Origin of the sequence: Murimonas intestini (genome assembly GCF_024622195.1) — a bacterium.
GTDB classification, from domain to species: Bacteria; Bacillota; Clostridia; order Lachnospirales; family Lachnospiraceae; genus Murimonas; species Murimonas intestini.
Map to the genome: position 1 here is coordinate 91,151 of NZ_JANKBI010000005.1, position 24,853 is coordinate 116,003.

At 42.9% G+C, this 24,853-nt stretch carries 24 protein-coding genes; 12 read left to right on the plus strand and 12 right to left on the minus strand.

Features of this window, described 5'->3' with window-relative positions:
- Window positions 1–61 precede the first annotated feature (61 nt).
- The 8 genes from NSB28_RS09885 to NSB28_RS09920 all read right to left on the minus strand — a co-directional run bounded on the left by NSB28_RS09885 (window position 62) and on the right by NSB28_RS09920 (window position 8,461).
- A complete protein-coding gene (locus NSB28_RS09885) occupies window positions 62–1,399 on the minus strand; it encodes an extracellular solute-binding protein (RefSeq protein WP_109625061.1) in 1,338 nt (445 codons plus the stop codon).
- A 210-nt stretch (window positions 1,400–1,609) separates the two neighbouring features.
- Window positions 1,610–2,620 (minus strand): DMT family transporter, encoded by a 1,011-nt coding sequence (locus NSB28_RS09890; protein ID WP_257497489.1) that lies wholly within the window; start codon window positions 2,618–2,620, stop codon window positions 1,610–1,612.
- A 153-nt stretch (window positions 2,621–2,773) separates the two neighbouring features.
- The gene (locus NSB28_RS09895) at window positions 2,774–3,928 is read right to left on the minus strand and encodes a 1-propanol dehydrogenase PduQ (protein ID WP_109625062.1); all 1,155 of its coding nucleotides are present in this window, start codon (window positions 3,926–3,928) and stop codon (window positions 2,774–2,776) included.
- Window positions 3,929–4,040: 112 nt separating this feature from the next.
- Window positions 4,041–4,649 carry a hypothetical protein gene (locus tag NSB28_RS09900; protein ID WP_109625063.1) on the minus strand — a complete coding sequence of 203 codons (609 nt, stop codon included), beginning with the start codon at window positions 4,647–4,649 and terminating at the stop codon, window positions 4,041–4,043.
- Window positions 4,636–5,427, minus strand: a complete 792-nt coding sequence (locus tag NSB28_RS09905; RefSeq protein WP_109625064.1) for a ParA family protein — start codon at window positions 5,425–5,427, stop codon at window positions 4,636–4,638. The genes NSB28_RS09900 and NSB28_RS09905 overlap by 14 nt, the downstream gene beginning before the upstream one ends.
- An 89-nt stretch (window positions 5,428–5,516) precedes the next feature.
- Window positions 5,517–6,731: an MFS transporter gene (locus tag NSB28_RS09910; RefSeq protein WP_109625065.1), complete on the minus strand. Its 1,215-nt coding sequence runs from the start codon at window positions 6,729–6,731 to the stop codon at window positions 5,517–5,519.
- Between the two features lie 107 nt (window positions 6,732–6,838).
- A complete protein-coding gene (locus NSB28_RS09915; protein ID WP_109625066.1) occupies window positions 6,839–7,495 on the minus strand; it encodes a TetR/AcrR family transcriptional regulator in 657 nt (218 codons plus the stop codon).
- A 144-nt stretch (window positions 7,496–7,639) separates the two neighbouring features.
- Entirely contained in the window at window positions 7,640–8,461 is an 822-nt protein-coding gene (locus tag NSB28_RS09920) for a GNAT family N-acetyltransferase (RefSeq protein WP_109625067.1), read from the minus strand.
- Window positions 8,462–8,617: 156 nt separating this feature from the next.
- Here NSB28_RS09920 and NSB28_RS09925 point away from each other — a divergent pair, with 156 nt between their 5' ends.
- The 6 genes from NSB28_RS09925 (at window position 8,618) to NSB28_RS09950 (ending at window position 15,847) form a co-directional block, all read left to right on the plus strand.
- Complete coding sequence (locus NSB28_RS09925; RefSeq protein WP_109625068.1) at window positions 8,618–9,139, plus strand: peptidylprolyl isomerase; 522 nt, start codon at window positions 8,618–8,620, stop codon at window positions 9,137–9,139.
- A 259-nt stretch (window positions 9,140–9,398) separates the two neighbouring features.
- Window positions 9,399–12,017: a bifunctional acetaldehyde-CoA/alcohol dehydrogenase gene (gene adhE, locus NSB28_RS09930; protein ID WP_109625069.1), complete on the plus strand. Its 2,619-nt coding sequence runs from the start codon at window positions 9,399–9,401 to the stop codon at window positions 12,015–12,017.
- Window positions 12,007–12,786 carry a phosphotransferase family protein gene (locus tag NSB28_RS09935; RefSeq protein WP_109625070.1) on the plus strand — a complete coding sequence of 260 codons (780 nt, stop codon included), beginning with the start codon at window positions 12,007–12,009 and terminating at the stop codon, window positions 12,784–12,786. The genes adhE and NSB28_RS09935 overlap by 11 nt, the downstream gene beginning before the upstream one ends.
- A 164-nt stretch (window positions 12,787–12,950) precedes the next feature.
- Window positions 12,951–13,448 (plus strand): P-loop NTPase family protein, encoded by a 498-nt coding sequence (locus NSB28_RS09940; protein WP_109625071.1) that lies wholly within the window; start codon window positions 12,951–12,953, stop codon window positions 13,446–13,448.
- A gap of 336 nt (window positions 13,449–13,784) precedes the next feature.
- Complete coding sequence (locus NSB28_RS09945; protein ID WP_109625072.1) at window positions 13,785–14,669, plus strand: helix-turn-helix transcriptional regulator; 885 nt, start codon at window positions 13,785–13,787, stop codon at window positions 14,667–14,669.
- Window positions 14,670–14,785: 116 nt separating this feature from the next.
- Window positions 14,786–15,847 (plus strand): Gfo/Idh/MocA family protein, encoded by a 1,062-nt coding sequence (locus tag NSB28_RS09950; protein WP_257497490.1) that lies wholly within the window; start codon window positions 14,786–14,788, stop codon window positions 15,845–15,847.
- A 150-nt stretch (window positions 15,848–15,997) separates the two neighbouring features.
- On the opposite strand, the gene NSB28_RS09955 is transcribed toward NSB28_RS09950, so the two are convergent.
- The 4 genes from NSB28_RS09955 to NSB28_RS09970 all read right to left on the minus strand — a co-directional run bounded on the left by NSB28_RS09955 (window position 15,998) and on the right by NSB28_RS09970 (window position 18,901).
- Window positions 15,998–16,759 (minus strand): zf-HC2 domain-containing protein, encoded by a 762-nt coding sequence (locus NSB28_RS09955; protein ID WP_109625074.1) that lies wholly within the window; start codon window positions 16,757–16,759, stop codon window positions 15,998–16,000.
- The gene (locus NSB28_RS09960) at window positions 16,744–17,247 is read right to left on the minus strand and encodes an RNA polymerase sigma factor (RefSeq protein WP_109625075.1); all 504 of its coding nucleotides are present in this window, start codon (window positions 17,245–17,247) and stop codon (window positions 16,744–16,746) included. The genes NSB28_RS09955 and NSB28_RS09960 overlap by 16 nt, the downstream gene beginning before the upstream one ends.
- 558 nt (window positions 17,248–17,805) lie before the next feature.
- Window positions 17,806–18,132, minus strand: coding sequence for a nucleotidyltransferase family protein (locus NSB28_RS09965; protein WP_109625076.1), 327 nt, complete (start codon window positions 18,130–18,132; stop codon window positions 17,806–17,808).
- A 589-nt stretch (window positions 18,133–18,721) separates the two neighbouring features.
- Window positions 18,722–18,901 carry a hypothetical protein gene (locus NSB28_RS09970; RefSeq protein WP_109625077.1) on the minus strand — a complete coding sequence of 60 codons (180 nt, stop codon included), beginning with the start codon at window positions 18,899–18,901 and terminating at the stop codon, window positions 18,722–18,724.
- A gap of 290 nt (window positions 18,902–19,191) precedes the next feature.
- Here NSB28_RS09970 and NSB28_RS09975 point away from each other — a divergent pair, with 290 nt between their 5' ends.
- The 6 genes from NSB28_RS09975 (at window position 19,192) to NSB28_RS10000 (ending at window position 24,852) form a co-directional block, all read left to right on the plus strand.
- Window positions 19,192–20,496 carry a sensor histidine kinase gene (locus NSB28_RS09975; RefSeq protein WP_109625078.1) on the plus strand — a complete coding sequence of 435 codons (1,305 nt, stop codon included), beginning with the start codon at window positions 19,192–19,194 and terminating at the stop codon, window positions 20,494–20,496.
- A gap of 42 nt (window positions 20,497–20,538) precedes the next feature.
- On the plus strand, window positions 20,539–21,297 hold the full coding sequence (locus NSB28_RS09980; protein WP_109625079.1) for a LytR/AlgR family response regulator transcription factor: 759 nt from the start codon (window positions 20,539–20,541) through the stop codon (window positions 21,295–21,297).
- Between the two features lie 323 nt (window positions 21,298–21,620).
- A complete protein-coding gene (locus tag NSB28_RS09985; RefSeq protein WP_109625080.1) occupies window positions 21,621–22,382 on the plus strand; it encodes a hypothetical protein in 762 nt (253 codons plus the stop codon).
- On the plus strand, window positions 22,379–23,206 hold the full coding sequence (locus NSB28_RS09990) for a hypothetical protein (protein WP_109625081.1): 828 nt from the start codon (window positions 22,379–22,381) through the stop codon (window positions 23,204–23,206). The genes NSB28_RS09985 and NSB28_RS09990 overlap by 4 nt, the downstream gene beginning before the upstream one ends.
- 112 nt (window positions 23,207–23,318) lie before the next feature.
- Entirely contained in the window at window positions 23,319–23,987 is a 669-nt protein-coding gene (locus NSB28_RS09995; RefSeq protein WP_257497491.1) for a hypothetical protein, read from the plus strand.
- Between the two features lie 277 nt (window positions 23,988–24,264).
- Window positions 24,265–24,852 (plus strand): hypothetical protein, encoded by a 588-nt coding sequence (locus NSB28_RS10000; RefSeq protein WP_330665364.1) that lies wholly within the window; start codon window positions 24,265–24,267, stop codon window positions 24,850–24,852.
- The last annotated feature ends 1 nt before the right edge of the window (window position 24,853 follow it).

Genomic DNA, 24,853 nt, shown 5'->3' on the forward strand with positions numbered 1-24,853 from the left:
GAGGGCGGGCGAAGCATCGCCCACCCTCATATTATTTTTGTAAATATACAGACCTGACAGCTTATTCAGCGTGTGTTGCCTGGTATTCTGATGCCCAGCCGTCTACGAAAGCAGTCTTAACTGCATCCCATTCGCCTGTGCCCTGAGCATACTCAAGAAGTGCATTTCCTACGCCGTTTTTCCATTCTTCGGAAGGCATTGTTGTAAAGCACCATGCTACAGGAGTCTTGCCTGCTGCAATATATTCATTAGCAGCCTTTAACAGCGGATTCTCCGGAAGATCTGCATCTGTAAATGTTGAGAACGGTGTTACAAACTGCATTTCTTTAGAGAAGGACTCTTTTCCTGTATCGCTGGAGATTACCCAGTAAACGAAATCAAGTGTTGCCTGAATGTCTTCTTCAGAAGCATTCTTGTTTACACACCAGTAGTTCTCACTGCCTGTGCAGAGGCCCTGGTTCTCTTCGCCTTCAGCGCCGATGTATATAGGAAGCATTCCCATATCTTCGTCTGCTACGTCATTTCCTGTAACATCATTGTAAGCCCATGTACCATTCTGGTAGAATACAGCTTCTCCTAAAGCAAATTCAGAAGCTGAATCTTCGCCTGTCTTGCTGGAGAGAAGGCTCGGCTCACATGTTGAATTGTTGATATACAGATCATAGATCTGTTTGTAGTTGTCAAGATAAGTTCCTTTAATTGCATCTGTAGACTCTATGCCATCTGCCTTGTATTCATAATAGATCGGAAGGTTTGCCAGATGTGTCTTAAATCTCCAGTCAGATGAGGAATCCATTCCTGCTGATGTGAATGCGCCTTCGATTCCCAGATCGTCCTTGTGTGCCTGAATATCTTCTGCAACTGCCTTAAGTGTGTCAAAGCTTGTGATCTCGTCAGCTGATTTGATAACAGCTCCGTCTAATGCACAATAGTCATTCAGAAGAGCTTTATTATAAAGGATCCCGTATGTCTCAATTACATAAGCCACACCAAGAATCTCATCATTCTCTCCCTTTAATGCAAAATCATCGCTCTTGAGAGCTTTGTAAAGCTCGCTGTCTTTTAAATCATAGCAGTAATCTTTCCAGGATGCGAGTCCTACAGGGCCGTTTACCTGGAACAGAGTAGGCGCGTCTGTCTTAGCCATCTCTGATTTTAAGGTAGACTCGTATGTTCCTGATGCCGCTGTCACGATATCAACCTGAACGCCTGTCTCCTCTGTGTACTTCTTTCCCAGTTCCACCCACTGGTCAGCCTGCTCCGGCTTAAAATTCAGATAATATACTTTTCCTGTTCCCGCAGCATCACCTTCTGCTGCCTGTGCCACAATACCGCCCGCCATTGATGCGACCATTGCTGCTGATAATGCCATTGCCGTTGCTTTGTTGAACTTTTTCATATCATGTTCCCTCTTTCTTATAAAATAAGATTTATGGTTTCTATGATTGGAACCGTTTTCAGTAACGTTCTCGGTACCGTTTCCAATCTATGATTGTATATTATCACAGCCTGTGTATTTTGGCAACAGTCTTTTTCTCTATCCGAACATTTTCATCATATTATCACAATTACACCATCTTGTTTTTGTGCACTTTTCATACTTCTAATTCTATCCAGTACATTTTCCGTCATTATTCTTTGTGCAATTCCATTTTCCGTCCCTGTTCACCACAATGATCCCTGCGCTCACCATCAGAAGTGCTGCCAGGTTCCTCATATTCCATGCACTTTCCCCCAGAAAAAGAGCTGACATGAACACTCCGAACACAGGCGTCATAAATCCATATATGGCTACCTTCCCTACAGGATTGTATTTCAGCAGAAGCGTCCATAATGAAAAAGCTGCTGAAGATATAAATGCCATATACAGAAACAGAACTGCTCCGCTCCATACAACCACATCAATATGCCCTCCAAAGGAAAAGCCCAGGATCATCAGGACAGCGCCCCCGAACAGAAGCTGAACTGCCGTTATGACAATGGGATCCTCTTTCTTCGCCAGCCCCTTTGACCAGATTGAGGCTGCTGCATAGGACAGTGCGGATATGATCAGAAATCCTTCTCCTTCTATACTAAAGCTGGCATCCAGGCCCTGGGCGGTAAAGCTTGCCAGCACTACCCCTGAAAATCCCAGGATGCATCCCAGTCCTTTTTTCATATCTATTTTCTCGCTCTTGATCAGAAAATGTGCCAGGAGTATAGTAAAAAAAGTGCTTGAGGCTCCTATGATAGACCCCTTCACCCCTGTGGTATTTGCAACGCCTATGTAAAAAAAGATATACTGCAGTGTTGTCTGAACAAGTCCCAGCCCTAAAGCGCCGGGAATATTCCCCCTCTTTACTGCCGGTACTCTTCCCGAGGATATCCAAGAAAAAATAAATGTCATGATCCCCGCAGCAAAAAACCTGTAGCCGGCAAAAAGTATCTTTGAGCTCACATCCTCCCCTGCTATCTGAAATAATTCATAACCGCTCTTTACGCACGGGTAAGCGCTGCCCCACAGTGCTGTACAGCAGACAGCCAGCAGCCCTGCCACCCAGGGGTTTGTCAGCATTCTGGCTGTCCTCTCTTTCTTCCCTGTCCCCTCTTTCTTCCCTGCCCTCTCTGGTTTCTCTTTCATCTTTGTTGTTCTCCCTTTCCGGTATTGTGAATAGTAAGTAATATTGTCCTGCGGATATTTTCTATAGGATCAGATAATAAGAAGCTGATTCCGGCAGCGTATGGCTGCTGCAGAACCAGCTTCTATAATATTATAATATAATGATTTCAGGGGTTAATTAACGTCCCAAAGCCTCTCATAAATCTCCATGATATCTTCTTTGACAGGAACCCTTGGATTTGTCGGTGTGCATGCATCTGCCATTGCGGCATCCGCCATATCAGGAATAGCTGCAAAATATTCTTCTTTTGTGCACTTTCCTGTCTGTGAAACACTGAGGGGGATATCCATTTCCTTCAGCATGAACTGGACCCACGCAACAAGCGCGCGCACAGTTGTGATCGTATTAAAGTTCTGCAGTCCCAGTATCCTGGCAATCGTCACATACTTTTCAACCTGCCTCGGATATTCCTTGCGGCTGCGGCTGTGTTTACTTATGTAACTGTTATATTCAATGATATATGGCAGCAGCATGGCGTTTGCACGTCCGTGCGGGATATGGAACCTGGCCCCCAGCTGATGTGCCATGCTGTGGTTTATCCCCAGGGATGCTGCATTAAATGCAAGTCCTGCCAGACAAGATGCAATATGCATCTTCTTGCGGGCATGTGTGTCATTGCCGTCCAGATAAGCACGCAGCAGGAAGGTCCCGCATATTTCGATCGCCTTCTCAGAGAGTGCTGCCGCAAACTCGGTGCTGTTTGTGCTGACATATGCTTCCAGAGCATGAGTAAATACATCCATGCCTGTATCTGCAGTGATTGAAGGCGGTACGCTTCTCGTAAGCTCTGCATCCAGAATTGCCTCTGTTGGCAGCAGATCATCGGAAACTAACGGATATTTAACTTTTTCCACAGGGTCTGTGATCACGGAAAACGCTGTGACTTCAGAACCTGTACCACTTGTTGTGGGTACTGCGATCAACGCCACATTGTGCAGTTCTCCTGCCTTGCCGGCAAATTCACGGATCGCTTTTGCAGAATCGATAGCCGATCCTCCGCCCACTGCAACTATGGCTTCCGGCATATAATCCAAAAGGGCCTTAACACCTGCCACTACCTTTTCAATAGGCGGATCAGGAACAACATCTTTAAAAATAGAGTATTGTTTTTTCCCCTTTTCAAGCCTTTTTGTAATCAGTTCGATCATACCGCTCTGTACGACAAACGGATCTGTTATAACCATAATCTTATTATAAGGTATCTCACTCAGACGGTCGAGTGCATTATCCCCATAATAGATCTTTGTACTAATGTCAAAACTATTCATGGCATGTGCTCCTCCTGCTCATTATGGCCAATATGTTTGTTGTAATCATACCACATTTGCGTTGATTTCGCAAGGTAAATCGCCAAAATCAACGCAAATCCACAATTCTATATTACAGAAGATACACAGGAAGGTCTTTGTTTACCGGATGTCTTTCCCGTCCCTGGTTTACGGCAGGTTCCTGTTTTGTCTCCGGCTTTTGTTCTGTCTTTGGCTCTGCCGCTTTTTTCTCAGCTGCTTTAGATGCAGCCGGCTTTCTGGCAGGTGTCTTTTTAACAGCAGGTTTCGCTGCCTTCTTCACAACTGCAGCCTTCGCGGCGGCTGCCTTTGCTGTGTCTGTCTTTGCAGCTGTTTTCTTTCCTGCCGGGCGTCCAGCTGTTTTTCTGGGTGCTGCAGCCTTCTTTTCCTCCGCAGGAGCCTCTTTAGCAGGCTCTGCTGCCGCATCCTGAACTGTTTTAGCATCCGCAGCTTTTACAGCCTCTTCTGCCGTGACATCCATCTTAACTTCCTTCTCTTCTGCCATCTTGCTACCTCCATTTTCCTTTTTGACATCTTTGGTTTCTTTGGTTTCTTTGTTTTCCTCTTTATCAATCTTTTCTTTGATCAGCTTCTCTGTCTGCTCATCCGGCGCAGCTATGAAATGCACTGTACTGCCGTTTTCTGCTTTTGACTGTGCACTGGCGCCTGCCGCCCTTAAGATACTGCCCTTACCTACTGCCAAGCTTCATTACCTCCTCTGCCAGCGCCATGTATTCCTTGGCGCTTCTGCTGTTCTTTTTATATGCGACCACCGGCGCGCTGTTGTCCTGCGCCCATTCGATTGAACTGTCCACTCTGATATATGACTCAAACAGATAGATCCCCTCCATCTCTTTTAGCGTCTCCAGAGTCTGCCTGAAATAATTCTTCCTGGTGTCTACTTTCGTTATTGCCACCCCCATGAGCCTGAGGTCCGGGGCTATCTGTTTTACTTCGTTCAAAAAATCAAACATATTGGCCAGGCCGAAAAGCCCCCAGGGTGTAGCCTCCACAGGAATGATCACCTCATCCGAGGCGCACAGGATATTCATCACCCAGCCTCCCAGCGTAGGCGGAGCATCTATAAGTATATAGTCGTACTCACCGGAATTTTTTATATTCTCCAGGCATTTCTTCAGGATCAGTTCCCTCTGCCATTTAGTAAACAGTTCATATTCAATGGAACTCATCAAAGTTGATGAGGGGATGAGATCCAGATTTTCATAAGGAGTGTTCACCACATATTCAGACAGGTCCTTCTGGGCCCTAACAGCTTGATACAGATTCTTCTCCCCCATGGCGAAGGCAAGCACTTCATCCTCCGAAAAGAAGGAAAGGGACAGATTAAGCTGCATATCTCCATCCACCATGAGCACCCTGCTGCCCGTCTGGGCCATGGCACAGCCCACATTTGAGCAGGTAGTGGACTTTCCGCTTCCGCCCTTATTATTTGCAAAGCAGATTACTTTCGTATTTTTCATCAGGCACCTCTTATCCTTCGTTTTTTGTCGAAATCACCTGAATAAATTATACGAGGTTTGAAGCTTCATTTCAACATCTAGTTTTATAACTAGGCTATTTTTGAAAAGATCCTTTTGGAAAATACAGAGATTACCCCGGAGATAACCGCTGCCGCAAAGATGATCCCCCAGGACTGGAACTTAAATTTTTCAAACAGTCCGCCGTACAGCGCCTGCCCCACAGGCTGTGCACACATGGAGAAGGTCATCACCCAAGCCACCACTTTTCCGATAAGATGAGCCGGCGTCTGGCCCTGTACAAAGGTCAGCATCTGAATGGTAAACATAGTTGACAAGACCATCATCAGGAAGCTGCAGACTGTGATAACAAGCCATGATAAAAACGGAGAACCTTCCATAAGAAGAACAGCGCCCATGGGAATAAGGAGGAGCGCCGCCCCAAACAGCAGCCTGTAGCAATTCTGTACTTTCATCTTTTTAGTCAGAGCGCCTGTCATGATCCCTCCCAAAAGGCCCCCCGCTGCCAATGCCCCCTGGGTATAACCGTACATCTGGTCCGACAGGCCCAGCACCTGCTTTATAATGACGGGCAGGCCGATCATTATCATTGAGCTTAAAAAAAGGTTAAAAATAGAAATGATCACAGTACCTTTAATGAGTACAGGCTTCTCTCTGACAATAAAATGAATACTTTCTTTTAGATCATGTGATGCTGCCGCAAGAATCCCCCCTCTGTCCGGAAGTTTTTTATGGGGGATCCTGATAAATATCTCCATGACTGCTGATAAAAAGAAGCACACGCCCCCAACAGCGAGTATGGGCACGATTCCGGCAAATCCATAAAGAATACCTCCGATCACAGGGCCCAGCAGACCTGACAGAGCGCTTACCTGGTTGATTATGGCATTTCCCACCATAAGCTTCTCACCTTCCATCAGAAGGGGGATACTGGCCTGCACAGCCGGCTGGTAGATACCCTGAATGCCATATAACAGCATCAGGAATGCAACAAGCAGTATAACAATGCTGATCCTGCCCATCAGAGCTGAAAAGATCAGGATCAGTCCCGCAGTGGTGAAATCCAGCGCCACCATTATATTTCTCTTATTAACTCTGTCCGCGATCAATCCTCCCACAGGTGTAAGCAGTATCAACGGGATAAACGAAAGCGCCGAAACCAGCCCAAACAGAGCAGCTGACCCGGTAGTATCCAGCAGATACAGCGGCAGTGCGAACCTCAGGATCGCATTTCCAAATAATGAGATTATCTGCCCCAAAACAATTAAAATAAAATCTTTCTTCATTTTTTCTCCTTCTCATAGATCATACATCTCAGTGTATGGTTTTATAAATACCGACGTTTGGTATGTATAACTTTAAAATATAAAGCACGCTCCTGCGTACTTTATGTTTATCCTTTAGACTGTGCGAGAATCTTTCTATAGTATTCTACTTTGTACAGCACCTCATTGCTGACAACGGGAATACCCATTCTCTCCATCATATCCTTTATAAAAAGAAATCTCCTCTGAAGCTCCTCCTCATCCATTGTAAAAACAACAGGATTCATCCATATATTGCAGAGAATGACAAGAACCTGGGCCAGTTCTTTAGGATATTCTGTCTTTATAGAGCCGTCCTCTATTCCCTGCCTGATGATCGGCTCCAGGATCTGAGGCGCCACATGATCCATGCTCTCCATCATCTGCATAGTAAAGACCTTAGGGTTGTGCATAATATCCGGAATAGCCCTCAGCACTCTCTCCTGTTCCGGATTATTCAGCAGGAGGAGAAATAACTTCTGAAGTTTTTCCAGGCCTGTCATTCCCTTATCATTTATGAGGTCCTCTACTTTTGATTCCTGATCCTCAAAAAGCCTGTTTATCACAGCGTCCACGATTTCTTCCTTTGAGCCAAAATGATGGTAGATAGCCCCTTTGCTGAGATTTCCCAGCTTGTTTATAATATCCTGGATCGTTGTCTTCTCATAGCCTTTTTCGAAAAACAGCTTCTGTGCCGTGTCTAATATACGGCTGACAGTCTCTTCTGGATGCTTATTCCGCGCCATATCCTTCCTCCTCATATTCTCTGAACGTTACTATTTGCGGCCCCGCTAAAAGCGCGGTTCGGCAAATAGTAACCTCTGAACAGCTTCAGATACTGCCTTTACATACCGTCGGTATGTATACTATAAATGATATCCTTTTGAATGTCAAGTTTTTACGTAAACAAAAAGCCCTTCTTTTTCTGATCTTTCCAGAAAAGCAAATGAGAGTTTTTCTGCCAGCCTCAGTGAAGCTGTATTCTCAGGGTCTATAAATGCATAGAGTTCTTCAATCCCTAAAACTTCTCTGGCATAGCTGATAATTGCCTGGCAGGCTTCATATCCCAGTCCTCTCCTCTGATAACCCCTGTCTATCATATATCCCAGTTCCACTATGCTTCTTCCCCGGTATTCTCTGTTCTCAAGGCCGGCCTGTCCTGCCAGGATGCCGGATTTCTTTTCAATCAGCGCCCATAGACCGTATTCATATATAGGATACATATTTTTAATATAAGCATCCAGCCTCTCCCTCTCCTTTTCCCTGTCAGGATCCAGGCCCGGCATATAAGAACAGGCTCCGGGCTGGCTGTAGAGGCCGTATATCCCATCCAGATCTGCCAGCGAAAGTTCCCTGATCACAAGACGCTCTGTCTGTGCGATCACAACAGGAATGCCCATACACCTGTTATACACGATTGCCAAAAAGTCCTTATCTATTTCTTCAAATCCTTGTATTACCACAGGCAGACCGGGAAAGCGGACTTCTTCATTATTTTCATACCCCAGACACGGAATCTTGTTCCTCATGCACCACTCTGCCGCTTCCCTGTTGTCAGTAATAAGAAGAGGCAGCTCCTCCCTGTCCATCCTCAATATGTCCTCTGCCCCGCTATAATCACCAATCTTGATTCTTATGCCTGCATTTCTGAGCTTTACTGCCAGCCCTCCCGCCTCATCAGGGTCTTTTAATAGAAAATGTACACTCTTCACTCTTGTACTGCCTCCTGTCCCAACATAAAAAAGTTACGCTCAATCTCTATTTTACTCCACTTTCTCCCAATTCCCAACAAAAATTTTTAACCTTGCTGTTTCATGCAACTCATATTATAATTAAAAAGGAATTTAAATAGAAAGGAAGTATTTTAAATGGCACAGAATCCTATCGTAACTATCACAATGGAAGACGGCGGCATCATCAAGGCAGAGCTTTATCCTGAAATAGCTCCTGTCAGCGTTAATAATTTTATCAGCCTGATCAAAAAGAATTTTTACAATGGTCTGATTTTTCACAGAGTCATCAATGGTTTCATGATACAGGGAGGATGTCCTGATGGAAACGGCATGGGGGGACCTGGCTACTCCATTAAAGGAGAATTCTCTCAGAACGGATTTCCAAATGCATTAAAACATGAACCTGGTGTTCTCTCCATGGCCCGCTCTATGGCCCCTGATTCAGCAGGTTCACAGTTCTTTATCATGCACAAGACATCTCCTCATCTGGACGGCTCCTATGCCGCTTTCGGAAAAGTGACAGAGGGTATGGACGTAGTCAATAAGATTGCCGAGACAGACACAGACTACAGCGACAGGCCGCTGGATCCTCAGCGCATCAAATCCATGACAGTTGAGACTTTTGGTGTGGAGTATCCTGAACCGGAAAAGTGCTGAGACATTTGATCAGATATTTTTTCTCCGCAGCTTTGGAAGATATCCATTGCTGCGGAGATTTTTTTATCCCGGGCGAAGTCTTATCTGCTTTCAGGATAAACACTGTCCGTTCTCTTTGTTTTGTGTGTTTTCTCTTCTGGTTAAATTTTTAACAAAAAAGTAATTGACAAAACTTTAACAATGAGTTATGATGGCATTGTTAAAAAATTATCAATTGTCTATTATTAATTAATTTCTTATAATAAGAGGAGGAACTACAATGGCAAAGAAAGAAACCACAGCAAATGTGCCGGCAATCATTGACAGCGTCGAAGCTCTGAACGCTAAACTGGCCGCAATGCGTGAAGCTCAGAAGGTATTCGCTACCTACACACAGGAGCAGGTAGATAAAATCTTCTTCGAGGCAGCCATGGCTGCCAACATGATGCGTATTCCGCTGGCTAAGCAGGCTGTTGCAGAGACAGGCATGGGCGTCATCGAAGATAAAGTTATTAAAAACCATTATGCTGCAGAGTATATTTACAATGCGTACAAGAGCACAAAAACCTGTGGCGTGATTGAAGAGGATCCGGCATTCGGCATCAAAAAGGTAGCTGAGCCGCTGGGACTGATCGCAGCTGTTATCCCTACAACTAATCCTACTTCTACCGCTATCTTTAAGACACTGATTTCCTTAAAGACAAGGAATGCCATTATCATAAGCCCGCATCCGCGCGCTAAAGACTGTACTATCGCCGCTGCAAAGGTGGTTCTGGACGCAGCTGTAAAAGCCGGCGCTCCGGAGGGAATTATCGGCTGGATCGATGTTCCTTCTCTTGAACTTACAAATGAAGTCATGAAAGCTGCCGACTGCATCCTGGCAACAGGCGGACCCGGAATGGTTAAAGCCGCATATTCCTCAGGAAAACCTGCACTTGGTGTTGGCGCCGGAAACACTCCTGTCATCATTGATGATACAGCTGATGTAAAACTGGCAGTCAACTCCATCATCCATTCCAAGACATTTGACAATGGTATGATCTGTGCTTCTGAACAGTCTGTAACTGTTGTAGGAAACCTTTATGATGAAGTAAAGAAAGAATTCCTTGCAAGAGGCTGCTATTTCTTAAAGGGCGAAGAACTGGATAAGGTCCGCAAGACCATTATCATAAACGGCGCCTTAAATGCAAAAATCGTAGGCCAGTCTGCTTATACCATCGCAAAACTCGCCGGAGTCAATGTGCCGGAAACGACAAAGATCCTGATCGGCGAAGTGGAATCTGTTGATATATCAGAAGAGTTCGCACACGAAAAGCTGTCCCCTGTACTTGCCATGTACAAGGCAAAAGATTTCGATGACGCTATTGCAAAGGCTGAACAGCTTGTAGCAGACGGAGGATACGGGCACACTTCATCCCTCTATATCCATCCGGCCCAGTCAGAGAAAATAGCAAAACACGCAGCAGCAATGAAAACCTGCCGTGTTCTGATCAACACTCCTGCAGCACAGGGCGGCATCGGCGATCTCTATAACTTTAAATTAGCTCCCTCACTGACTCTGGGCTGCGGCTCCTGGGGCGGCAATTCTGTCTCAGAAAATGTAGGAGTAAAGCACCTGATCAATATTAAGACCGTAGCGGAGAGGAGAGAGAATATGCTTTGGTTCAGGACACCTGAAAAAGTATACTTTAAGAAAGGCTGTATGCCTGTAGCATTAGATGAGCTGGGAACGATCATGAACAAGAAGAAAGCTTTCATCGTTACAGATACTTTCCTCTACAAAAACGGATATGTTCACCCTATCGAGGAGAAATTAGACCAGATGGGAATCCAGCATACATGCTTCTACGATGTCGCTCCGGACCCGACTCTGGGATGTGCAATGGAAGGCGCTAAAGCCATGAAGGACTTCGAGCCGGATACCATCATCGCTCTGGGCGGCGGTTCTGCAATGGATGCTGCAAAGATCATGTGGGTGCTCTATGAACATCCTGAAGCAGACTTCATGCGCATGGCAATGGACTTCATGGATATCAGGAAAAGGGTGTACACCTTCCCGAAAATGGGTGAGAAAGCTTACTTCGTTGCTATCCCTACTTCTTCCGGTACAGGTTCAGAGGTAACGCCTTTTGCCATCATCACTGATGAAAAGACAGGTGTAAAATATCCTCTTGCTGATTATGAGCTGATGCCAAATATGGCAATCGTAGATGCTGATAATATGATGAGCCAGCCAAAGGGTCTGACAAGTGCATCCGGAATCGATGTTATGACACATGCCCTGGAAGCTTATGTATCTATCATGGCTACTGACTATACAGACGGACTGGCATTAAAGGCGATCAAGAATGTATTCAAATACCTTCCGTCTGCCTATGAAAATGGAGCAGCTGACCCGATTGCCAGAGAAAAAATGGCAGATGCAGCCTGCATGGCCGGTATGGCATTCGCAAATGCTTTCCTTGGTCTGAACCATTCCATGGCGCATAAGCTGGGTGCTTTCCATCACCTGCCGCACGGTATTGCCAACGCAGTTATCCTGACGGAAGTTATCCGTTACAATGCCGCAGACGTTCCGACAAAGATGGGAACCTTCTCACAGTACCAGTATCCGCATGCAAAAGAACGCTATGTGGAAATAGCCAATTACATGGGTCTTTGCGGAAAAAATGACGATGAGACTTTAGAAATGCTCATCCAGGCTCTGGAAGATCTGAAAGCTAAAATCGGAATCAAGAAAACCATCAGGGATTACGGTGTTGATGAAAAATACTTCCTGGATACCCTGGACGATATGGTAGAACAGGCCTTCAATGACCAGTGTACAGGAGCCAACCCAAGATACCCGCTGATGAAGGAAATCAAAGAGCTTTACTTAAAAGCTTACTATGGCAAATAAGAAGGGGGAAACAAAAGTGGCAGAATTAAATGTAATTGCAAAAAGAGCAAACAAGACCATTTATCGTGACGGTGACAAGGCAGTCAAAGTGTTTGACGACACCTTCCCGAAATCCGATATTTTAAATGAGGCGCTGAACCAGGCACGTGTCGAGGAGACCGGCCTGAATATCCCTAAGCTTCTGGAAGTCTCTAAAAAGGATGGCCAGTGGGCTATCGTATCTGAGTTTGTAGAAGGAAAGACAATGGAACAGCTCATGGATGAAAATCCTGATAAACTGGAAGAGTACATGGAACAGTTTGTAGACCTTCAGTTAGAGATGCACTCCAAAAAATGCCCTCTTCTGAACAAGCTCAAGGATAAGATGAACCGCAAGATCAATATCACTTTCCCTGTACTTGACGCTACTGTACGTTATGACCTGCTCACCCGCCTGGACTCCATGCCAAAGCACACAAAACTGTGCCACGGAGATTTTAACCCCAGCAATATCATTGTGGGGGCAGACGGAACAATGTCCATCCTGGACTGGTCCCATGCCACACAGGGAAATGCCAGCGCAGACGCTGCAAGGACTTACCTTCTCTTCTCCTTAAAGGATGAGAAAAAAGCGGAATTATATTTAAACATGTTCTGCAAAAAAAGTGATACTGCAAAACAGTATGTACAGCAGTGGCTGCCCATCGTAGCAGCTTCCCAGCTGACTAAATCTGTTGAATCTGAGAAGGAATTCCTGCTCAAATGGATAGATGTGGTTGATTACCAATAGGTGTGTCATATGTCAATATAATATCTTCAAGGGCCAGCCGCCAGCACTAAAAATGCTGACGGCTGGTTTGTTACACAGGATCGCATTATGATTGAAATATTTATATATGAATGCTATGATATAAAACATAGAAATTTAGAAATTCAAATTAGGGGGACATTAAAATGCACAAACTGATCATACTCAGAGGAAATTCCGGCAGTGGAAAGACATCTGTTGCGAAAGCACTGCAGATCAAATTTGGACCTAATACTATGTTACTTTCACATGATATGATCCGTATGGATATGCTGCATGTATGGAGTACAGAGGGAATCATCAAATCTGAGCCATTGATGATAAATCTGCTCAAATATGGCAAAGCTAATTCAGAAATCACAATAATGGAAGGTATCCTTCCGGCAGACGCATATAATAGATTGTTTGAGACTGCTGTAGAAGAATATGGGCAGAATATTTTTGCTTATTACTATGATTTACCATTTGAAGAAACTTTGATAAGGCACAGCACAAAACCTAATCGAAATGACTTTGGAGAAGCCGACATGAGACGATGGTGGAGAGAAAAGGATTACTTGCCTATGATTTCAGAGAAAATAATATCCAATGATTTAAGTCTTGAAGATGCAGTGTCGATGATCTATAACCAGGTATGTAATTAAAAACAGGCGTTTCCTGCAAATTCAAAATATCAATATTATATTTTTCCAGAAATTCTTTTAATTCATACTTCTTTTGAAACCTCTTAATCCATTTATATTCCATGTCGCAAGTACCATCAGTGATTTCCTCCCTAATATAACTCAAGTATAGCAGAATCTCACAGTTCAGGCAATATTGTTACTCCTCACTCCGTGATCATTAACATGCTTAAAAATCCCTCCCGAAAAGGTGGCGTGTGAACCATAACTTATGTTATTATGATTCTGTTACTGAACGTCAGCTTAAGATTGCTGGTCCGTTTTATAAAAATAACAGTTGAACCATGAGGAAAATTTATGAGATATGAAGACACAGAGCTGCCTGTGGTGCTGGATGTCGGACAGATAATCAGCTTCCACTATTTCGAGTATGTGAAGGATTTCCAGGGTGTGGGGGAAAGCCATGATTTCTGGGAATTTGTATATGTGGATTACGGTGAGATATGGATACAGGCCGATGAAGAGCGTATCCTGCTCTGCAGCCAGGAAGGTTATCTGCACCGTCCCGGACAGTATCACAATATATATGCTGCAGGTGTGTTTGCCAGTGTTTTTATCTTCAGCTTCCGCAGCCGCAGCCATAGCCTCCGGCATTTGGAATGCCGCCGCCATCCCGTCTCCCGCTGGGGAAAAGATGCGCTGGCAGTACTTCTGCGCACTGGCAAAGAGTTTTTAGAAGAACCATATGATGATTTTGGGCAGGAAAAACTCCGTTGGAAACCTGATGTTCCGGAAACAGCCGGACAGCTGCTGAAGAACCGGATTGAAAACTTTCTCCTGCTTCTTCTCCAGGAGAGCCGGGAAGATGCACAGGATACTGCTGACAGGCATTATCAGGAACCCAGAGGCCGTGAAACCGTTGAAAAGGTAACCGGGATCCTTTCAGAAAATCTGTATGGCAGTATTGCTCTGGAACAGGTGGCCGGGCAGTCTGCCCTGTCTCAGAGCTATATAGAAAAAATATTTAAAAAGCATCTTGGCACTACAGTCATGGACTATTACCATCGCCTTAAGATTGCCCGTGCCAGGGAACTGATCAGTGAAGAAGAGCTGACATTCACTGAGATCGGCGATAAGTTAGGCTATGGATCCATTCACAATTTCTCGCGTGTATTTAAAAAATATACAGGGATGACCCCAAGCGGATATCAGAAGACAGTCCAAAGCAAGGGCCTGCTATAGATAGTATAGTTGTAAATTTGATAAATACTGTCGCATTTTTGATAAATACAAAACTACATATTCCATCTATACTGGACTTAAAATAATAGTGCGCTCAGCGCTGTAAGGAGGTAATTATGAAAGAACAGTTGAAGATGGCGGTTGTGGGATTAGGTACCTGGGGTGAAAACCATATACAGATCTATCAGGATGACCCTTTTGTGACAGTAACGGCAGTCTGTGACCAGAACCCTGAACGTGCCGCCGGGATTGCAGAAAAGTACGGGATCAGCCAGTACTATACGGATTATGAAGAGATGTTTGACAAAGCAGATATGGATGCCGTGGCAATTGTAACACCAGATTTTGCCCACAAAGATATTGCAGTATCGGCTGCCAGACACGGCAAACACATGCTGATTGAAAAGCCACTGGCCACTACGGCAGATGATGTCAGGGTCATGGTGGATGAAATCAACAGATGCGGGGTCAGGGCAATGGTGGATCTGCATAACCGCTTCAGTCCGCCCTTCCATGCGGCCTGGCAGTCTATCCGGAACGGAAACCTGGGTGAGGCCTACAGCGGGTATTTCCGTCTGAATGATATAAAATGGGTAGCCACAGACCTGCTCCCATGGGCTGCCGGTTCCTCTATCCTGTGGTTTCTGGGAAGCCACAGCCTGGATACTCTCCGATGGCTGTTTCAGGATGATGTCGTTCGTGTATACAGCGTCAGCCGTTCCGGAATCCTAAAAGGGATGGGTGTGGATACCGTGGATGAATACATGACCACCCTGGAATTTTCCAGAGGAGCCATTGTACAGATGGAAAACGGGTGGATCACCCCTAATGCCAACCCATGCGTCAATGATATAAAATGCAATATTATGGGAACTAAAGGCATGATCAGCATTGATGCCAGCAATCACACGATGATTCAGGAATATACAGAAAATTCTGTGCGGGTACCTGATGTGATCGTAAGCAATAAAATATTCGGACGTCCAAAAGGCTTCGCCTATGACAGCATCCGGGCATTTACAGACTGTCTGATAAATAACAGAGAATTCCCTGTAAGCATCAGTGACGCTGCCAACACTACCCTGACGCTCCTGGCCATTATGGAGTCAGCCGGCACAAGGATGCCTGTAGAAGTACATGGCCTCTACCCGGTAAACTGGAAGTCAGGTACCCCATAGCAAGCCACAGATACTTGACCCTGGCGGCAAAGCGGCAGGCATTAGACGATCGGGAACAAATATCAAAATCCCCCTGTTCTTCACTAATGATATGATACCGCTCAGTCAGACGAGCTGCATAACATTATGAAAAGCAGGGGGCAAAGCATATTATTTATTTTTTTTCTTTCTCTGAAGCCGGATTCCTATAATAAGGAATATAACTGCAATTACAAGAGTACCCAGGCCATTTCCAACAAAAGTGATCATAAAATCAGCTCCGTTTGAATAACCGCCTGCTAAAACATTTGTCAGGATATTTGCCGGTATCACTAAAAACAGGACCACTGCAATCACAAGGACTATATTTGCGCTTGTAAACATTTTGCATGCGACTCCGATCCAGAGGACAGCAGTCCACATCAATGCGATAGGAAGACCCGGCGTCCAGAACCACATATCTCCTATTCCCATCAGTCCATACAACACTCCCTGTATAAGTCCCAACAGCAGTATGCTGCACAGATTTAGTACAGCTAATCCCTTGACTATTCTATGGTTTCCCGCACCCATGGCTATATAGACAGGGATACATGCAGTTGCGATCCCGCCGGTCACGATCAGAGACCAGGTAAGCCCATGGTCCACTGCCAGATTTACAATAATACAAGTCAGCACAGCTATAGCACCCAGGATATACAGGATATCTGCTGCAAACCGGGTCTTTGATTTTTTCAGGAATTTTTTAAAATCCTTAACCTCAGGAGCAGTCTCAACCTCTACCTTCTGGCTCATCTGCCTGTAGACCTCACGGCATTCACTGCATTCTTCCAAATGTTCCCGTATTGCCTGGTCTGATGCCTCACTCGTCATTCTTTCAATATAGACAGGGAGCAGATCCCTTATCATACCGCACTCTAATTTTTGTCCCATTCTTCTCTTCCTTTCACTAATTTTTGTTTTCCGCGATAAAACGTCACCCTGGCCCAGGTTTCCGTTTTTCCCATAATGTTTCCGATCTCCGCAAAGCTGAGTTCTCCTGTCAGCCTTAAATACATCACTTCCCTGGATGCTGCATCAAAATTATGCAGCGCTTTGAACAGTTCCACCTTTTCCCAATTCAGCAGGTAATCATTCTCTATATTTTCAAATGACTGCACTTCTGTTGTCATTTCCTCCAGAGGAATCATATCCATCTTCTGCCTCTTCAGTTCTTTGTACCAGAGACGCTTTCCTATCTGGCAGAGCCATACGGATATCTTACACTCTCCGCGAAACCTGTCCAGGCCTTTTGCTGCCTGATAAAAGGTCTCCTGTGTCAGCTCCTCTGCCAGATCCGCACTATGGGTTAAGCAGAATAGATATTTATATACAGCTTTCACATTCTCTTCATACAGCTTTTCCATATCCTGCTTATCCAACTTTTCACCCCCTCAATATATAGGTGCGTTTACCTTGCATTTCGTTACAAGCTTTTTTAACAATTATAAAATTTCTTATTATACAATATCATTAATCAGGCAGTATGTCATTTTATCATTCAGGAAAATACCAAGGATATTGGCTTCCATTGCAGTGACTGAAGACAGATTTCATTGGGGCTTTTACATCAACAGTACCCGGAGAACACAAAGGACACAAACCACACAAAGGAGCAGAAAAGGTCACTCCTATATGAGAGCAGGGTGCCAACAGACCTAGCTCTCCAATGGTTCAGTTTTGCAGCAAAAAAGCACTACCACCGACCAGCGATAATGCTTTGATACTCTAAATGGGCAAGGATTATTCCTCCCATTTTTCCCTAAGATAATACCCTATCACTTTTATGATCTTCTCTGCGTTTTCGATATCACGGCAAAATCGTCATAATCTGCCTTTTCACGCAGACGGAACGCGGTGTCATTTTCCATCCCGCAACAGCATACCCGCAGAATCCAGATCATCCTTTGCACTCTCAAAACGGTATTTTGACAGATCCTTTACGCTGCCTTCCACAATACAACCCCCTCCCTCGTTACGTTCTGATAGAATGGCGTTACTTTCTGCCACCTGCAGAAGGTATCATAATCTATGTCTATTACTGAAAATACCTTATCGTACTCAAGGTTCATGTCAACAATAAAATCGGACAACTTATCTTCGGTCTCTTCATCCAGATTTCCCTGCATCAGTATTGCCACGTCCACATCGGACTCTTCCGTATTTGTTCCTCTGGCTGCGGAACCATATAAAATAATGCTGATCACTTTGTTTTCTATGACTCCAAGGATTCCCTTTACTAATTCCATCAAAATCTTTTCATCCATAAGCATCCTCCTTCCTACAAATTCATTATACTAATGGAAAGAATCTGCGTCAACGCTGTATCTGCTATTTATCAACTGGCTTTCACATAGGCTGATTGCCAGCTTACTTTTCTCAACGGTCCCTTTTATGGATAATCAAAATTCTTATGAGTTTCTAAAACAAAAACCAAGGCCAAAACAGCATCCTGTAAACAGTTCTGCTATTCTGGCCTTATCATATACACATGCCTGCACCTAATAGCCTGATCTTTAGGATAGACCCGCTTTGCGCGGTAAGCTACAGGTTCTGTGCTAAAGCAAATGTATTAATATTGATTACCTTTTCGGTTCCGGTTCCTATCGGCTGATTCTTTCCACACTTTCTGACTGCGTCAGCTATATTCCACACTCACTTTGCTCCACATCTTTAAAAGTTAACTCACACCATTATTCATAAAACAAGCCGATAATAAGAAACCGAATATGTAATCTCTGAAAATTTGCATTTATCTCCATCAGTACGGATAACAGCCTGTATCCCACATTAACAGGCATATATACCGGGATGTATTCTTCTGATGTCAGACTTCTGCAATATTTTCTGCGTCTGTTAGTCTTTATATATTGCTACTGTATCTTCTTCTCTCAGCCATTTCAGGACTTCATCAGGTGTGTCCAGTTCATGCATTCCCCAAGGCATGCTTTTTCCAACAGTTCCTTTTACAACTCCTTCTGCTTTTTCCTGCAGCATTGAAGAAAATTTCTTCTTTAACTCTTCTCTGTTTAACATCACTATTTAATCTCTCCTTCACTCACAATTTAATAGTATGTTCTGATTCTAGCACAGATTGGAATTTTTGAGTGAATCTGTCATAAAATAGCCTTTTTCTGTCATTTGCGCATGATCCTGCTTCATTCTGCTGCTCTTTTCCCCGAAAACGCCCTTATATTTTTATTCCCAACGCATCCTTATAGTTTAAAATTGCAATCTCTATGCCGTTTACATTCCTATCACCAAATGCTATAATCTTAGCACTGATAAAAGTGGAACTTTTGTTAATTACATAAGAAGGGGATTTTATGGATCTTTATAATGCACTGTACATTATTTTGAATATTTTTATACTTTTTGTGCCTTTCGTCTTAATCCTGCCCCAGCGCTTAAAATGGACGCAGTACATAACTATATGGGGCTACATCGCTGTCTGCCGTTTTCTTTTCGAGAGGTACGGGCAGATAACAACTTTTACAATCATTATCGGCTGTGTCCTCTTAGTAGCTGCTTTCTCACGAAATAAGATGCTCAGCGTGCTCTGTTCACTCATCGGCTATATCAGCAATGTATTTCTAAACTATGCATATACTTTTTTAATATACATAATTACAGGAAAGACTATGGAAGATATCGATACCATGCTTTTGGGCAGTTTTTTATTTTTAATTATTTTTCTGCTTCTTCAGATTGTCCTCCTGCTTTTGCTGCACAAGCTTCTGTTTAGTAAACTGCACTTAATGGATATCTCTATTTCACCGAAAAATCTCCGCTATATACTGGCCGACGCTGCACTCTGCGCCGCCATCTTCGTTATTAACTTTGCTTTCGGAGAGACTCTTGGATATCCTCTTTCCTTTATCGCCATTAACTGTCTTCTGTTTGGAATTTATTTTGTATTTACAGTATTTCTGCTGCTGTCCATTGCCAGGACAACACGGCAGGAAGCAAATATGAAGTTTCTTAAGGACCAGTATAATACCCTGCAGGAATACACAGCCCGTGTGGAGGAAACTTACCAGGAGGTCCGCACATTCCGCCATGATTATATTAATATACTTTCAACCCTGTATGGGTTTATCCATGACAAGGACTATCAGCAGCTGGAACAATATTTTGAAGAACAGGTGCTGGATACCAGCAGGCAGTTTGATGCCTCCCAGGCAGAGCTTGGCAAGCTTTCACACATAAGGATAACTGAACTGAAGGGGCTTCTCATGACCAAGTCGATCCGTGCCCTGAATCTTGGCCTAAACCTGCATCTGGAAATCAATTTTGATTTAGATACGTCAAAAATGGAAAGTATGGACCTGGTACGGCTTTTAGGTATTTATTTTGATAATGCTATTGAGGCTGCTGTCTCATCCGCTGATAAAAAAATAATATTTTCCCTTACACAGACAAATAATTTTACTTCAATTATGCTGGCTAATTCCTGTGAAACAGATAATCTTTCACTAGACTCACTGAGTACGGCCGGATATTCTACAAAAGGGGAGGAACGCGGTATAGGCCTCTACAATGCGGCAGATATTCTTTCTAAATATCCTGAGGTCTTTCCAAAAACCTCATTTAAGGATCATCTGTTTATACAAACACTGGAAAATATTTAAAAACTGCCACAAAAGACCGCTTTTGAAAAATAAGGAGAAATCATGCTCTCAATATATATCTGTGATGACATTATAGAAATCACCAGCCAGTTTGAAAAATACATAAAAAAATACCTGCTGTGCCGTGATGACGACATGGAACTGGTATGTGCAGCCACAACTCCTGGTGAAGTCCTTGATATCCTTTCCATGAAAGGGCAGTGTAATACCGGCCTGTATTTTCTGGATGTGGATCTGAAATCTTCCATGGACGGTTTCCAGCTGGCTGCCAGGATCCGGGAAAAAGACCCAAATGGCTTTATTGTATTTATAACAGACCATGGCGAGCGCAGCTGCGACACTTTCAAGTACCATCTGGAGGCACTGGATTATATCTGCAAGGCAGATATAAATAATATAGAAGAACGGATCCGGGATTGTATAGATCTGGCCTACAGGCGATATCAGACTATCTCTTCTGACCCTGAAAAATATTATACGGGCCATGCAGGCAGCAGAAAGTACTTTCTTCCTCTGAAGGATATTCTGTATTTTACTACATCTAACACACCTCATCAGCTGAAAGTGCATCTCACATCAGACATCTACTCTGTGCGCGGCGACATAAAAAATATGGAAGCCCAGTTAGATGAACGTTTTTTCCGTTGTGAGAAATCCTGCCTGGTAAACCTGGAACATGTCAGATATGTGGAAAGGAATACTCGTCTGATAACCCTTGATAATCAAACCCAGATCCCCATCTCACAGAGCGGGTTAAAACTCTTCCTGAGGAACTATCCTGACTTGATCAGCAAGCCGTAATTTAATGCAAAATAATAAATAATTCAGAGGGCGATGCATAACAAATGTATCGCCCGTTTTATTTAACATGGTATATCAGGAAATATTTCTTATTTATAATTGTTCAATACCTTCACAATTACGTGCAAAAATCCATTTAAACTTATCAAATGACAGAAATACATAGGTTAATGACAGATTCACATGCCATTATTACTCTGTGATAGTATAACTATATCCTGGCTAAATACCATTACACGAACCAATGTGGATATATAACTATTACAATTTCACAGGCCAGCGGTATATAACTACCTCTGGCCTGTGCACGAAAGGGAGCTAAAATGATTAAGAAGATACTGGCAGGTGTTATCTTGGTTTTTATGGCTGGAATCGGAATCTTCGGATTAGTGAAATTTCAATTTCAAACTGCGGAAATTCAAAGTATTCCTGATAATAATACGGATCTTATAAAAGAGGACGAAATGCCCCAGACGTCACCGTCCGCAGGCAATGCTGTACTAGATAACAGAATAATATCTAACCCCGAAAAATATCCGGATCAAAGAGAAATAACACCCAGTGACAGCAATGTATATCAAACAGGCGATACAATTGATACAAGTAAATTGATCTTTACTGTAAACAGTTATCATATAACTAAGACCAAGGGAGCTTTTGATATATCAGATATTAAAGAAACCCCCTTAGATGTGGTTCTCGATAATGAGGATAATATTTCAAACAATTACTCCTATGTAATTATTGATATGACCATTAAAAATAAACAATCTAAAGAAGTAGAATTCTACCTGAACAATTTATGGCTTCGATTCATTAATAAAGACTCAGAGTACTCAGGAAACAATATATATTATGCCGGGCAGCTTAGAGGGTATAAGGACGGACAACCGGCAGATAACGGAAAAGCTTATTTCCGGCGGATTTTAAAAATGAACGAAGAAAGGCCGCTTACTCTGACATATGTGATCAGCGATGAAGAGCTTGACGGTGCCGCCCTGTTACTGAAGATTTGGCCTTCAGGAGCTATAAATTATGAAGATGACAGCAGATTTGTCAGTTTGGTACAGGAGAATAAAGAATGAAAATACTATTACATATAGAGATCCAAAGAGCATTTAAAAATAAAGGAACAGCAATTGCATTAGGAACAGGGATTTTAATAGCATTGGCACATCTTATACATAATATGCCGCCAGCTTTAGAAGCTACTAAAACGATGATGAATTACTTTAACTCTGACAAGGGGCTGCTTTATCCCAGAAATGTATTTACATCATGGATAGGCGGCGAGGGTTACAGTGTAGAAAGTTTCCTTTTTTATTTAGCATTGCCGTTAATAGCGGCCATACCTTACAGTGGCAGTCTTTTAGAAGACTTATCTTCAGGATTTGCCAAAAATATATGTATTCGTGTAAGAAAACAGGACTACCTGACAGCCAAATATATAGCTGTATTCATAGTTTCAGGGACAGTTGCCGTCATACCGCTCTTTCTCAACCTGCTTCTTTCAGCTATGATACTGCCTTCCATATTGCCCCAGGTAGCAGATGGAACATTTATAACGGCGAGTAAAGTACTCTATCATTTATACGGAACTCATCCTTATCTGTATATAGCCATTTACCTTATCATAGATTTTATTGCCGCCGGTTTTCTTGGTACCGTGGGGCTGGTTATGAGTTTTTACACATCAAACAAGTTTATTGCTGTTTCCGTCCCGTTTATAGGCTGTCTTTTTTTATACTCCGTCTCAAATTTATATGGATTGGGTGGATATTCATTGACATATTGCCTGCAGCCAAGTTACGGAATGGATAATTGGATCATATCAATGATTTACCTGTTCATATTCCTGCTGTTCGGGTTTCTTTATATTAGAAGAGGCAGAAAGCTGGAGGTATTTTAGTAAAATGCATGTACTGAGGTCAGGCTATGAAAATATAAAGAGAAACTGGTGCCTTTTTACTATAGCTGCATTATTGCAATATATATATCTTATGTGGAGGACAGAAAAGGAATTGAATCTGGCGAAAGCTTTTGGGATAAACAGCTGCATTGCAGATATATTTGTTCTGGAAAACGGCGTATCTTTTTTAGGTATTTTTTCTATTCCGCTGATTCTTGTTCTTATATACCGTTGTGAAAAGTACTCTTTAAACTATAACCAGGCAATGCGTTATAAAAGCCATTTTGAAATATGGAAAATCCAGACCGGAAGACTGGTTATATATCTGTTATGGTTTTCAGTCAGCTTATTATTGTTTGCTGTTTTGGCCGGCAGATTATATCACTTGCCACTGATTAACTGGAGCGAAACAAACAGCAGGTGTTTTATTGAGACGGGTAATATCTCTCAAGTAAGTTTTGCAGTTGTCCTATTACTTAGTATCTTTTTCATGATGCTGAAATTTATTATTCTGGGCCTGGCAGTTCTGCTTATTAAATGGCTGAAATTAAGAGAAATATTTGGATATATTATAACTGCCGTCCTTGCAGCATCAGAGTATATACTCGAAAATAAACTGGGATTCTACAGTTTATTTTCTATGGATTATAATAAAGCTGTTTATATAGAACTACTATTTATGACCCTTCTGGTTGGCATTTCTATTTCTGGAATATTGTATGGGGCAGGTATTTTATATGCGAAACGAAAAGAATTTATCAATGAAGAATCGTGTCATTAGTTATTTAAGACAGGCAATATACGACTGCAAAAGAGGATTTTGGTTTTGTTGGAAAAGATTTCTTATACTTTTTATAATAATCATCTTTTTTGATTTTTATATTACGAAACGAGTCATTGATTATGAACACATAAATAGAATAAAGTTAAGTATAGGTTTTTGGGATTACTTATTCCAAATCTTTCAGGGAATGCCAGCAAACATAGTACAAAATAAAATGTCATTTTTTGAACTCCCGGCTATGTGGCTCTTATTTCATCTTTTCCTGACGTTTTGTATGAGCGGATATATACAGCAGGAAGAGCAGAATTTTGGACAGCAGGTGTTGCTTAGAACTAAAAGCAGAGGAATCTGGTGGTCGGGAAAATGCTGCTGGTGCATATTGGGTACAGCTGTTTATTATTGTATTACTTATTTTGTTACAGCCTTATTTGCATTATTCAGACAGGGATTCCAGCCAGGCCTGTCTGCTCAATTGCATGAACTTCTTTCCCATATTGATGTGAGTGGGATTGGAAACAAAAATATATTTGTAATTCTGGTTCTTATGCCTGTGATTTTATCCACGGGATTAATGCTCTTCCAGCTGTTGATATCCTCAATCTTTAATCCCCTTGTTTCAATGGTTGTGCAAACTGTGATTTTATCCGTATCCGGTTACTTTTGTACTCCATTTTTACCTGGAAACTATCTCATGCTCATGAGACTATCACCGGTTTCCGGTGAAAACATTAAGTGGGAATATGGGATTTCTTACGGAATTCTTTTAATTGCTGCCTGCCTCTTAACAGGAAAGATATACTATAGCAGAAAAGATTTATGTGGATTGAATTACAAACAAAATTTACCAAGGAGAGGTAAGTAAT